General features: G+C 33.4%; 15 protein-coding genes. 12 read left to right on the forward strand and 3 right to left on the reverse strand.

Annotation, left to right across the window (positions count from 1 at the left end):
* The first annotated feature begins 36 nt into the window (after window positions 1–36).
* On the forward strand, window positions 37–861 hold the full coding sequence (locus tag V0410_RS18100; RefSeq protein WP_330745134.1) for a UDP-2,3-diacylglucosamine diphosphatase: 825 nt from the start codon (window positions 37–39) through the stop codon (window positions 859–861).
* Window positions 862–1833: a glycosyltransferase family protein gene (locus V0410_RS18105; RefSeq protein ID WP_330745135.1), complete on the forward strand. Its 972-nt coding sequence runs from the start codon at window positions 862–864 to the stop codon at window positions 1831–1833.
* On the opposite strand, the gene V0410_RS18110 is transcribed toward V0410_RS18105, so the two are convergent.
* Both V0410_RS18110 and V0410_RS18115 read right to left on the reverse strand, forming a co-directional pair.
* A complete protein-coding gene (locus V0410_RS18110) occupies window positions 1822–2112 on the reverse strand; it encodes a GNAT family N-acetyltransferase (protein ID WP_105683371.1) in 291 nt (96 codons plus the stop codon). The genes V0410_RS18105 and V0410_RS18110 overlap by 12 nt on opposite strands.
* Before the next feature lie 18 nt (window positions 2113–2130).
* A complete protein-coding gene (locus V0410_RS18115; RefSeq protein WP_330745136.1) occupies window positions 2131–2502 on the reverse strand; it encodes a helix-turn-helix transcriptional regulator in 372 nt (123 codons plus the stop codon).
* Between the two features lie 536 nt (window positions 2503–3038).
* Here V0410_RS18115 and V0410_RS18120 point away from each other — a divergent pair.
* The 5 genes from V0410_RS18120 to V0410_RS18140 all read left to right on the forward strand — a co-directional run bounded on the left by V0410_RS18120 (window position 3039) and on the right by V0410_RS18140 (window position 7130).
* Window positions 3039–3881 carry a GLPGLI family protein gene (locus tag V0410_RS18120; protein WP_330745137.1) on the forward strand — a complete coding sequence of 281 codons (843 nt, stop codon included), beginning with the start codon at window positions 3039–3041 and terminating at the stop codon, window positions 3879–3881.
* Between the two features lie 167 nt (window positions 3882–4048).
* Window positions 4049–4357, forward strand: a complete 309-nt coding sequence (locus V0410_RS18125; RefSeq protein ID WP_330745138.1) for a hypothetical protein — start codon at window positions 4049–4051, stop codon at window positions 4355–4357.
* Window positions 4306–4872 carry a GLPGLI family protein gene (locus V0410_RS18130; protein WP_330745139.1) on the forward strand — a complete coding sequence of 189 codons (567 nt, stop codon included), beginning with the start codon at window positions 4306–4308 and terminating at the stop codon, window positions 4870–4872. Before V0410_RS18125 ends, V0410_RS18130 begins: the two co-directional genes overlap by 52 nt.
* A 111-nt stretch (window positions 4873–4983) precedes the next feature.
* Window positions 4984–6300 carry a hypothetical protein gene (locus tag V0410_RS18135; protein WP_330745140.1) on the forward strand — a complete coding sequence of 439 codons (1317 nt, stop codon included), beginning with the start codon at window positions 4984–4986 and terminating at the stop codon, window positions 6298–6300.
* Window positions 6297–7130, forward strand: coding sequence for a hypothetical protein (locus tag V0410_RS18140; RefSeq protein WP_330745141.1), 834 nt, complete (start codon window positions 6297–6299; stop codon window positions 7128–7130). The genes V0410_RS18135 and V0410_RS18140 overlap by 4 nt, the downstream gene beginning before the upstream one ends.
* A 45-nt stretch (window positions 7131–7175) precedes the next feature.
* Here the strand turns inward: V0410_RS18140 and V0410_RS18145 are convergent, their stop codons facing one another.
* Window positions 7176–7925, reverse strand: a complete 750-nt coding sequence (locus V0410_RS18145) for an RDD family protein (RefSeq protein ID WP_330745142.1) — start codon at window positions 7923–7925, stop codon at window positions 7176–7178.
* A gap of 28 nt (window positions 7926–7953) precedes the next feature.
* Here V0410_RS18145 and V0410_RS18150 point away from each other — a divergent pair, with 28 nt between their 5' ends.
* The 5 genes from V0410_RS18150 (at window position 7954) to V0410_RS18170 (ending at window position 12958) form a co-directional block, all read left to right on the forward strand.
* Complete coding sequence (locus tag V0410_RS18150) at window positions 7954–8937, forward strand: stage II sporulation protein M (RefSeq protein WP_110008586.1); 984 nt, start codon at window positions 7954–7956, stop codon at window positions 8935–8937.
* Window positions 8921–9883, forward strand: a complete 963-nt coding sequence (locus V0410_RS18155) for a DUF4013 domain-containing protein (RefSeq protein ID WP_330745143.1) — start codon at window positions 8921–8923, stop codon at window positions 9881–9883. The genes V0410_RS18150 and V0410_RS18155 overlap by 17 nt, the downstream gene beginning before the upstream one ends.
* Entirely contained in the window at window positions 9876–10667 is a 792-nt protein-coding gene (locus tag V0410_RS18160) for a DUF4129 domain-containing protein (RefSeq protein ID WP_227940847.1), read from the forward strand. Before V0410_RS18155 ends, V0410_RS18160 begins: the two co-directional genes overlap by 8 nt.
* Before the next feature lie 11 nt (window positions 10668–10678).
* Window positions 10679–11836: a hypothetical protein gene (locus tag V0410_RS18165; protein WP_330745144.1), complete on the forward strand. Its 1158-nt coding sequence runs from the start codon at window positions 10679–10681 to the stop codon at window positions 11834–11836.
* A 90-nt stretch (window positions 11837–11926) separates the two neighbouring features.
* Window positions 11927–12958 carry an AAA family ATPase gene (locus V0410_RS18170; protein WP_330745145.1) on the forward strand — a complete coding sequence of 344 codons (1032 nt, stop codon included), beginning with the start codon at window positions 11927–11929 and terminating at the stop codon, window positions 12956–12958.
* Window positions 12959–13010 lie beyond the last annotated feature (52 nt).

Below are 13010 nucleotides of genomic sequence, written 5' to 3' on the forward strand. Positions count from 1 at the left end.
ACAGTTAATTTTCAATTAGTTTCTTTGTACAAAACTATGAAAAGAAACGTTGAATTAGTTGTTATATCGGATGTTCATTTGGGAACTTATGGATGTAAGGCTAAAGAATTGCTAAGATATCTCAATTCTATCCAGCCTAAAACTTTAGTTTTAAACGGTGATATTATCGATATCTGGCAGTTTAAAAAGTCTTACTTCCCTAAACCTCATTTGAAGGTAATCAGAAAGATTCTTTCACTGGCTACCAAAAACACAGATGTCTATTACATTACAGGCAATCATGATGAAATGTTCCGTAAGTTCACAGATTTTGAACTGGGAAAACTTAAAGTCTGTAACAAGATCTGTCTGAATATCGATCAGAAAAAAACCTGGATTTTTCACGGTGATGTTTTCGATGCATCCGTCCAGCATTCCAAATGGATCGCCAAACTCGGCGGAAAAGGTTATGATCTCCTTATTATTATCAATAATGTTGTAAATTGGTTCTTGGAAAAAATGGGTAAAGAGAAATACTCATTTTCCAAAAAGATCAAAAACAATGTGAAAAAGGCGGTAAAATATATCGGGGATTTTGAATTGACAGCTTCAGAGCTGGCCATTGATAATCAATATGATTATGTGGTATGCGGGCATATTCACCAGCCACAGATCCGCGAGGTTGTTAATAAAAAAGGATCCTGTACTTACCTGAATTCCGGTGACTGGATAGAAAATCTTTCTGCTTTGGAATATCATGATAAACAATGGAAGATTTTTTATTATGATGAACATAAACATTTACTGAAAGATGATGAAGCAGAAGAAATCCCGGAGATGGATAATTCTGCTCTTTTAAAAATTGTAACTAATTTTTCCTAAATGAAGATTCTGTATGCATTCCAGGGTACCGGAAACGGGCATATTGCCAGGGCACAGGAAATTATTCCTCTTCTCAAGAAGCATGCGTCTGTTGATACCTTGATCAGTGGTCATCAATCGCAATTGAAGGCTGATTTTGACATTAACTTTCAATACAGAGGTATTTCCCTTCTTTATAATAAAACAGGCGGTCTATCTTACCGAAAAACATTTACCGAAAATAAATTCTTTGAAGCAGCTAAAACAATCAGAGAGCTAGAGCTGTCACAGTATGATTTAATTATTAATGATTATGAACCTCTGACTGGCTGGGCTTCCAAACTTAAAAAGCTACCGTTGATAGAACTCAGCCATCAGGCTTCCATGAGTTTTCCTGAAACACCCAAACCAAAGGAAAAAGATTTTCTGGGAGAAATGATCCTAAAATATTACGTTCCCAGTAAAAGGAAAATCGGGTTTCATTTTGAAAATTATCATCCGCAGATCAAAAAGCCTGTCATCAGGAGAAAGATCAGAAACCTTAATCCTTACAAACATGGATATTATCTTGTTTACCTGCCTAGTTTTGCAGATGAAAATATCATCAAGGTTTTAAGAAAAATTCCTGTGGAGTGGAAAGTTTTTTCAAAATACAGCAAAGTACAGGTGAAAATAAAAAATGTAGAAGTATTTCCCATTGATGAAAACCAGTACCTGAAATATTTTGAAGGCTGTGACGGAATTTTATGCAATGCAGGTTTTGAAACCCCGGCAGAAGCACTATTTATGGATAAGAAACTATTTGTGATTCCTATCCACAATCAATATGAGCAGGAATGCAATGCATGTGCTCTGGATAAAATGGGAATTCCCAATTCCAAGGTGTTAAATCTTCAGGAAATAATGGAATGGGTAGCATCAGATCATCATCTCAGAGTAGATTATCCGGATGATATTGAAGATATCCTGGTAAACGAGGTTTTAATTCTTTAGAAAAATATCGTCCACATCACTCATTCTCATCATCACAGACCTTGCATAAGAACAATGCGGATATACTTTCCAGTTATTTTCTCTTGCAAATCTGATGGCTTCTTCCACTAAAAATTTTCCCATTCCTCTGCCTTCAAATTCGGGATGTACCAATACAAAAGAAATAATAAATTTATGATCTTCAGGGAAAATAGTGTAGGTAAGCCTTCCGACTTCTTTTATTTCGTTATTTAAAGTGAGAACTCCGCCGTTCCCGGATTTATTGTTTTCAAATTTCATTGCAGTAAAAATTTGTTATTATTGTTTTTCCAATATTTTTATACGCTTTGTAAGTTCCTGAATTTCTTTTTTTAGAAGGTTAATATATTCCTGCTGATTTTGAAAAAGAAATTCAGGAATGTTATAAAAGTAATTGTTACTAGCGGAATAATTACCAGAAATATTGTCGTAATTATTCACATGATGAATATTAGCTGGATCATCCTCTTTTATATTTTCTACACAAGTATTCAGAACTTTTGCCATACGCTCCCATTCTTCATCTGAAATCTTAATTTCACCCTTTTCTCTTCTATGGTATTGTGATTGCGTCATATGCAGTATTTTGGCCATACTTTCCTGTGTGTATTCTTTGTCCTTTCGGGCTTTGATAAGTTTGTTTTTGATCATCTTTGTGTTTTTATGTTGATACAAATATAGTATTTTACGGATTAGATAAATATAAAAACAGTCATACCTATATCTTTTTTAATAATTCATGAGGGGGTGGTTTTATTACAGGAAAAAATATTATTTAATAATTATAATTAGTATTTATGTGGTAAAATCACATAAAATTCACATAAAAATCATGGATTTATTTCATTCTTGTTTGATATATTTGGAATGGTAAAAACACACAAAACAATTTTAAAAAAATTATTATGAGAAAAATTAAATTACAAAAGGTGCATTTGCATGATGCAAAACCATTATCCAGAACAGAATTGAAAAACGTTTTTGGAGGTAATACTCCGACATCCCCTGGCGGCGGCGGTAATTATAAATGCTGTTCAAATAATAGTGATAGATGCAGTGAATGTGTATATATCGACAGTAATCCTGTTTGTAGTACTGGCTCATATGTTGTGAAATGTTAGATTATTGCCACCATTTATAATAGCTATAATGGTGGCTTTTTATGTAATCTTATAACTTAGTTTTTAATGATGAAAAAAAAGCAAATTTTATTTATTCTGATTATGTTTTATGTATGTTCATCTATAAAAGCACAATATATTCGTTTTATGTACGAATATAGATCAGTTCCTGATACTCTTCAGAAAGATAGTATCATTAAAGAAGTTATGTTTTTAGATGTGTTACCCAATAAAAAATCCATTTTCTATAATGGGAAAAGATTTATTTCAGATTCAACAATGAAAGCTGATGCTAAAAAAGGAGTGATTACAATGCCGGATAAAACTATCAGCACATACTATATAATCAAAAAAAATTATGCAGACTCAAAAACAACTATGGTTATTGATGATCTTTCGACGATCTTAAAATTTCTTGTTGATGAGAATGTCAAATTGGATTGGAAAATCCTTACAGATAAACAACTTATTAATGGATATGATTGTCAAAAAGCCACTGTGGCTTTTGGAGGAAGATTTTGGTATGCTTGGTTTACCAACTATTTTCCATTTAATGATGGACCTTATAAATTTCAGGGGTTACCTGGCCTAATCGTAAAAATAGAGGATGCTCAAAGGTACCATATTTTTCAATTAAAAGGGGTGAAAAAAATTAATCAAGATTCATTGTATGAAGACAATGTCCAAAGTAATAAAAATATAAAAAGACTAAGCAAAGACAAATTTATAGCTTTCTACAGGACGTACCGAAAAGATCCTGCGAGAGAATTTAGACAAAAAGCAATGAATGGAATGATTTATTATGAATCTGATGAAAAAAGACGTGAGCATATTATAATGGTTGAAAAGCTACGGGAAGAAAAAATTCTTCATGATAATAATATAATTGAAATCAATTGGATAAAATAAATGGTTGCAGATGAAATCACTAGTAACACAAAATTGTATGTAAAATCAGACAATGGTTAAATACTTTACGAGCATATGTTGAAGTAAGTCAATAGTAACATGGAAATATGATACAGGAAAAATGTAAATGACCTGATTTTCCTCCTTTCCTTTATACATTACAAATAATGAAAAATATTCTATTTTTTCTTCTTATCATAATAAATATTAATGCTCAAAAGAAGAGATTTATATATGACTATCAATATGTTTCCGATTCTACAAAACACTCAGAAGTAAAATCTGAAACCATGTATCTGGATATTGGGTCAAAAGGGTCTGTCTATTATAGCAGTAGTGCTTATGTGAATGATTCAACTATGATTGCTGATGCAAAACTGGGAAAAATGACTATGCCTGCTGAAGGAAAAATTAATGAGCGTGTATGCAAAAATTACCTGATTATAAAACTTTTCTTTGTACGAAATTCTATATAGAAAAATATAAGGTTTTAGACGAAAGGCAGCAAAATTGGAAAATACATAAAGAGAAGGATAAAATAAGCGGTTTTAATGTCCAAAAGGCCAGCCTGGAATTTGCGGGAAGAAAATGGATAGCTTGGTTTACCACAGAAATCCCAATCCAAGATGGACCGTATAAATTTCATGGATTACCTGGTTTAATATTGAAAATTGAAGATGAGACGAAAAGCCATTGTTTTTTATTGAAGGGCATGAGGTCATTATCTAACAATACAGTTTATCCTAATATTGATCAATCAAAAAAAGAAATAGAGATTAATCAAAGGAAATATGGGAAGTTATTTAGAGAATACAGACAAGATCCTGTAAAAGATTTAAAACAGTTATTTAATGAAGGAAAAATGGTGAGTTATACTGACAGATCCGGAAATATTGTTACTCCTTCACAAATAATTAAAAATTTAGAATCTGAGCGCAAGAGGATGATGTTAAAGGACAATAATATTATAGAGCTTGACTTATTACAATAATTTTCTTTCAGTTACAGATAAGATAATTCAATCAGATTTATTTTGAAGAAACAGTAACAGTTGGAACTTAATATAATCCGATTGGGTTAGACGGTCGTTAAATACACAAAAATGATATTTCTTTCGGCGCAACCAGATGACACATACTTTATATGGCAGCTGGAAATACAACTGAGAAACTTTCGTTCATTAGGAATTTTAAAAGAAAAAATTCATATTGTGATTGGTTACCATCCAATAGTAGGATTGAAGTCTGATTTTAAGGTGTTCATTCATAATAATATGGATTTTGCTCTTTTTTTTCTTTACCCCGATACAAGGAAAAGGAAGAAATACCTTTCTTCCATAAGACCTCATTTGTTGAAAAAGCATTGGAAACAATTTCCATTTCTGGAAAATCATTATATTTTTTATCATGACTCTGATATTTTGTTAAGCAGGATTCCAGTTGTTAATACTAATGCTATGAATTATGTTTCCGATACACGCTCTTACCTGAACTGTCAATATATTACCTCAAGAGCCGATACTGATCTTCTGTATAAAATGGCTGAGTTGGTAGGAATTACGGTAGAGACAGTCTTTAGAAATGATGATCATATGGGTGGAGCCCAATATCTTTTACATGATATTTCGTCTGAATTCTGGGATAAAGTAGAGGAAGATTCTGAAAATATTTTTAATTTACTTACTCAGTATAATACAAAAGAAAAGCAAAAAAAAATAAATCTTCCAGATTATCTGCCAAAAGAAATCAATGCATGGTATGCTGATATGTGGTCTGTACTCTGGAATCTATGGTTTTTTAATAAAGAAGTCCGGATACATGAAGAAATGAATTTTTCATGGCCTACATATCCCATTGAATATTGGAAGACTAACCCAATTCTTCATTATGCTGGAGACCATGATGATAAAAAACAATTTTTTTATAAGAGAGACTATGTACATTATGCCCCATGGTATGATGAAAATTTGCATTTTATTCCTGATACAAACTGTAGTTTCCCAATTATCGAACTTATAAAAAAAAGCAGAGAGGAACGTGATGCTCAAAGACTAGAATTAAGGAATATCACATTTTCTTTTATGGAAGACATCGGAAAGAAATATTTTGATAAATATTTTGTCACCAAAGAAAATCAGAATACCATTGAAATCTCCGGTTTTATAGTAATTCCTGAAAGTTTAGTAAATGAGATAGATATTCTTTTGAAAGAAGACAGCTATACAGAAATACAATTTACTAAAGTGTATATAGTAGATGAGCTCTTTACAGAAGCCTTTAAAAGAGTACTGGATATTATGATTTTAGAATTAAATAGGGGAAAGTTTTCCTTACATGATACAGATTGGATTATAAAAGTTAAAGAAAGTTATAATACAACCCCTCTTAGAATTACTAAAGAAATCTACCTCTTACAATGAATGTTGGCTTGCTCAATGGCTTATCAGGAGAAGCTCTCCGACTATTCTTAAGTGAGAATGAAGCTTGTCATAAAAAAGGTCTGGCTTTGCTGGATTTTATTGCTGAAAAAATATTTTCTTGTAAAGATTATAGTTTTGAAAATGGGATTACGGGATTCGGCTGGCTAATTGCTTTTTTGCATCAAAAAAAATACTTGAACATTAACAGCGATGAAATTTTAGAAGATGTGGATGATCAGATTTATAAAATAACACTTTCTTACATTGGGTATGAAGAACCATATATTGATCAGGTATTAGGGTTAGTTAACTATTTTTTGATTAGATATAGGAATAGCAACGTTGGGGAAAATCATTACAGGAAATTTGCTCATTCGGAATGTCTACATTTACTCTTCAATTATCTCATAAGCTACATTGAAAATTGTATTCGTGATACTCATATTACCTCTTATGAATTTAACTTTTGCTGTAAAATCTTACTAAAGCTGGGATATAGTACTGAGTATATAAGCTTTAAAAATGTCAATGATCAATTAATTGAATTTCATATTCATTTTATTCTTTTGTATGAGGCAAAAATCAAAATATCCAAAGACTTTGGAAACGAAATATGTACTGAAGGATTACTGTACCTTCTTTTGTCTGCGAAACAAAAAAAGTATGAAATTCTTGAGCAAAAACTTCTTTATATAGGCAAAAAAGCAGGGAAATTATTCCTGCAGCATTTTATGTACAAAATATATTCTAAGGGAGAATTTAATTATTCTTTATTAGAAGGTAAAAAATTATTGTTCGTACTCACCAATTATATAGACGAAGAAATATAATTATTTAAATATTAATATGGTAAACATTCATTGTTGAATACCTACCTAATTATCTTTCCCCGTATAATAATTATAATCTTTGATAATTACACCGATGAACTGTCTTTCCGTCATTTTAGTGGGATCTATTTCCAGTTTCAGAATACTTTTAATTTTATTGGATAGTTTACTGATGATCTGGCGGTCATCTGCTTTCAATGCTTTGGTATAATTGTCTTTGATAATTCTCATATCATTATCACTCAAAGCAATCACCTGAGGGAAAGAGGGAATGTAATTTTCATGGATATTCTCCAGAATGGTATGGGAGATATTAATATTGTTCTTTAAAGAAATAACAGCTGTTCCGGAAGCGATATCACCCAAACGCTGATTGTTTTTAGAAACAATCATAGAAATAAGTCCTACTACTCCGGCAAATGAAACATCTACAATTCTGAAAACCCACCGGATCATATAATCTGCGAAACTGGCCTGGTAACCGTCAATTTTCACCACTTTTATTTTCATGAGTCTTTTACCGGGAGTCTGGCCTTCCATCAAACTTTCCAATACAAGAGGATAAACGTAAACAGGAAAAGTAAGGACAAGATATACCGCACGTATCGACCAGCCGTCAAGACCATTCAGAAGATATCCCAAATCAAGAATATTGAAGAACAGATACAGGATAGCAACTACATAAGCAATCCTGATCAGAAGATCAATAATGAAGGCAAGCATCCTTTCTCCTACACCTGCAACAGTAAAATTAATATTTACATTTTGTGAGGTATTTATCGCAATTTGAGACATATTTTTTATTATTTTAGCCTTAATAATTATGAGAGAAGTTTATTTCATTAAACAAAATAAAGAAAAATGGTTGGGAATCGAACAGGTTATTCAAGGGAAAATTAAAAAAAATCCTGATGACCTGTCTTCATTGTATATAAACCTGATCAATGATCTTTCTTTTGCCCAGACTTATTATCCCAAAAGCAATACTACCGTTTATCTGAACCATTTATCTGCCCAGATTTTTCAGAAGATTTATAAAACAAAAAGAGTAGAGGAGAACAGGCTGGTTTATTTTTTCAAAACCGAAGTTCCGCTGCTGATGTACCAGTACCGGAGATATCTGATGTATGCCTTCCTCTTTTTCATTTTATTTACATCAATAGGAGTGCTTTCTGCCATTTATGATAAGAACTTTGTGAATATTATACTGGGCGAAGAGTATGTGAATGAAACGATCGAAAATATTAAAAATAATAATGCGGTAGGCGTTTATCAGAGCGGAAGCACCTGGGGAAGTACAATTGGGATCATTTTTAATAATATTCAGGTTGGAGCAAAGTTGTATATTTACGGTATTGCCGGAGGAGTGGGAACATTGTTTGCACTGCTCTCCAACAGTGTGATGCTGGGTGCTTTTCAATATTTTTTCTATGATTATGGAGCATTGAAAGACAGTGCAAGAGGAATATGGCTTCACGGAGTCTTTGAAATTTTTGCCATGGTTGTGGAAGCCATGTGCGGATTGATTCTGGGAGCTTCTATCTTATTTCCGAGAACGTTTTCAAGATTTAATTCATTTAAAAAAGGATTTAAAGATTCATTTAAAATATTTTTGAGTACGGTTCCTTTCACTATTTGTGCAGGGATTATAGAAGGATATGTCACCAGACACGCATTGAAGATGCCTTTAATTTTGAACCTTATCATCATTTTTGGCTCACTGGCAATTATTGGATACTACTATTTTGTATATCCGTCTGTTGTTTACAAAAAAACTAATAAACACATTAATGATACAATTTTATAAAAAAAGAGACTTCGGAACTTTTATCAGTGATAGTTTCAATTTTTTCAAATTATACGGGAAGAATTATTTTAAAAACTATATTCTGATCAACGGCTTGCTTTTGATCTTAATGGTTACAGTTGTTATTTTCGGCTATAAGGAACTGTTTTCACAGATATTCGGATCTAACCTTGGAGGAGAAACCTATTATTTTGAACAGTATTTTTCAGAAAATTCCGGAATGCTGATCACAGTAGGATTACTGACTTTCCTGCTTTTCATGGTCCTGATGATTGTCAATTATCTGTATCCTGTTTTTTATTTAAAAAGAATTGCACAGGGAGCAGAAAAAATAAAGACTGATGAAATTCTCGGCGACTTTAAAAACAATGCCGGAAGAATCGGAAAACTATGTCTGGGAATGATCTTTATCGTTACTCCGGCCATTTTATTTGTAGTAGGTTTTTCTTATATCCTGGTTCTTATCATTATCGGATTTTTCCTCATCCTGCTTCTTTATCCTACGATATTTAATTTTACTACATTTCTGATGTATGATTATTTTAATTCGGACCGAGGGTTCTGGGGAAGCTTGAGCTATGCTTTGCGTTCTCAGTTTTCTTATCCCAATGGAAGTGAAAAATCACCATTCTGGAAATATTGGGGAGCTGCATTTGTGATGTTTATTATCATGTATATTATAACGTCTATCTTTACGTTTATTCCGATGATGTTTTTTTACGGATCACTGCTTACCTCTACACCGGACGGAAATTTTGAACAGAATCCTTTTACCGGAACTGTCGGAATCATTTTTTTTGTATTCTATGGAGTTTCTATGTTACTTTCATTTTTTCTTTCCAACCTTATGTATGTGAATGCGGGATTAATGTATTATGACAGCAGAACAGATCTTCACCAGAAAGTTGAATTGGCAGAAATAGACACGATTGGAATCAATGAATAAAACTCTTTTTTTCATACTGCTTTTCTTTTCTCCCGGGCTGGTTCATGCTCAGGATAACCCTCCTGCTTCTGATGATCTGGTAGATTCATTGTACACAACCGGGCATTACAGAAATATGCTGCGTGCAGATTCTGTACTGATGAAATACCCGGTATCGGAGAATGAAGTGTACCCGAAAACATTTAAAGAGAATATTCCGTCAAGATACAAAGGAAATGAGTTTGATTATTCCGTTTCAAAGCCGAGAGAATCTTTCTTTCAAAAGCTGATGCGTAAGATCAATCAGATTATACAGGGAATCTTTGGAGATACGGCACTCACGAAGTCGGCAGAACTTACTACTGTTCTTATCAGACTGTTTGCTATTATTCTTGTTGGATTTCTGCTTTATTTCATCATCAGATACATCATGGGAAAAGACGGGAATTTTATTTTTGGTAAAAAGAATAAAAAACTGGATCTTAATGTGCAGGAACTTCATGAGAATATCCATGAAATTAATTTTCCTGAAAGTATCGCGAAATTTGAACTTGCAGGGGATTACCGTTCAGCAGTCCGTTATCAGTTCCTGTTTATTCTTAAAAAGCTGAGTGATAAAAAACTGATCAACTGGAATCCGGAAAAAACCAATAAAGATTATACTGCAGAGTTAAAAGCGGCCCACCTGAAAAATGACTTTTCTGATCTGTCTTATATTTTTGATTATGTCTGGTACGGAGAATTCAGTATTGATGAAGAAAACTACCGGAAATTTAAAAATCAATATCAGGCCTTTAAACCATAACAATAATAACCATGAATAAAACTTTCAAAACATATGCTGTAATTTTCGTCATTGTGATGATTATTCTGGCATTGCTTGAAGTTAACAAAAAAGAAACGACAGACTGGCGGAAGAATTTTGATATCAACGAAAAATCTCCGTTCGGGTTGTTTGTTTTCAATAAAGAAGCCAACAATCTTTTTAAAAATAAGCTGAAGAAGATTGAGCAGGTTCCTTACGAATATTACAGCCAGCATACAAAACAGGCTCACAATATTGTCGTCATTGAAAATAATCTTGACAGAGAGTCATGGCATAAAATTCTGACTCAGATATCTGAAGGCTCAGATGCATTTCTGATGGTAACCCGTATGCCTAAAGAAATTTCAGACAGTATCGGATACTATGATTCTGAAATCTCTTTTGAAGAAGAAAATGTTTTGAAACTTACCGACAAAAAATTTCAGAATGATTTTATTAAGCTGGATAAATTTCCGTCGGGCAGAGGATTCTCATTCATAAAACCGGGAGTGCAAGTACTGGGAAAAACTGTAGAGAAAAAGAATACAGATCAGGCTAATTTTATTAAGGTGAAGTTTGGTAAAGGATATATCTATGCTCATACCGAACCTCTTTTCCTGACGAATTATTATCTTCTGAAGCCCGGAAATGTGAAATATGCTCAGGACGTATTTTCATATCTTCCTGATAGGGAAACCCTTTGGTTTGTCTCAAACAAAAGCTATGAATCGCGTTTTTTTATGAGGTTTATATTGTCAAATCCGGCTCTAAAATATGCATGGTGGGTATTTTTAGGAGGGATGGTTCTTTTTATCTTTTTTAATGCAAAAAGGAAGCAGAGAATAGTCCCAGTAACAGAACCATTGAGAAATACTTCCCTGGATTTTGTGAAAAGCATTGGAAATCTGTATCTTCAGGAAGGCGATTTCCACGATATGATGGCCAAGAAAGCTCAATATTTCCTGAACAAGATAAGAATGGATCTATTGATAGACACCCAGAGTTTAGATGAAGAATTCGCGAAAAAATTACAGTTGAAAACCGGGAAAACTATGGAAATGATCAATGAAGCTATGGCACTTATCAAAAAAGCCCAGGATCCTTACGCCAGCGTAATGAAAGAAGACCTTACAAGGATCAATAAGCTCCTTGATGAAATACTTAAATAATATAACAATAGAAATAACCTAACAATGTAGATTTGCTCAATGCTATCACCAAAGGGATACACTGTTAGAATGATAAATAAAAATTTTATTATGGAAAACCTGGATAACCCCAACATAGAAAACCCAAACTCTATTAATCTTAATAAGCAGGAGGAGCAGTTTCAGTCGAGAATTGATATGATTGAACTTCGTGCAAGTTTGGAAAAAGTAAAATCTGAGATCGGAAAAGTGATCGTAGGGCAGGAGAAAATGATTGAACATCTTTTGGCAGCTTTGCTTTCAAACGGACATGTTTTGATTGAAGGTGTTCCGGGAGTGGCAAAAACAATCACTGCAAAACTATTAGCCAAAACCATTGATGTAGGTTTCAGCAGAATTCAGTTTACACCGGACCTTATGCCTTCCGATATTTTGGGAACATCCGTATTCAATGTGAAAAACTCAGAATTTGAATTTAAAAAAGGACCTATATTCTCCAATTTCATCCTGATTGATGAGATCAACAGATCGCCGGCAAAAACGCAGTCCGCATTATTTGAAGTCATGGAAGAGAGACAGATCACGATGGACGGCACACGGTATACCCTTGAGGAACCTTTCCTGGTGATCGCTACACAAAACCCTATTGAACATGAAGGAACGTACAGGCTTCCGGAAGCGCAGCTGGACCGTTTTTTATTCAAAATCAATGTAGGATATCCTGATCTTGAGCAGGAAATTGCGATCATTAAAAATCAGCACGAAAGCAAAAAAGAAGATAAAACAGAAGGAATCAACCGCGTTATCACAGCTGAACAATTGAAAAACTACCAGCATCTGGTAAAAGAAATCATTGTGGAAAGCCAGCTGATGGAATATATTGCTAAAATTATTATCAATACCAGAGAAAACCAATTCTTATATCTGGGAGCTTCACCACGAGCTTCATTGGCACTTCTTACGGCATCAAAGTCATTTGCCGCTTTAAGAGGCAGAGATTTTGTGACTCCTGAAGATATTAAAGAAGCAAGCTACGCCGTATTAAGACACAGAGTCATCGTATCTCCGGAAAGAGAAATGGAAGGTCTTACCGCAGATGAAATTATCCGTCAGATTTTAGAAGGAATAGAAATACCGAGATAGGTTAGTAGAAGAAGGGTTTGGATTATAATTCCTAAAACCTATCATCTGCAAC

This window comes from Chryseobacterium sp. CP-77, from assembly GCF_036362765.1.
Lineage (GTDB): Bacteria > Bacteroidota > Bacteroidia > Flavobacteriales > Weeksellaceae > Chryseobacterium > Chryseobacterium cupriresistens.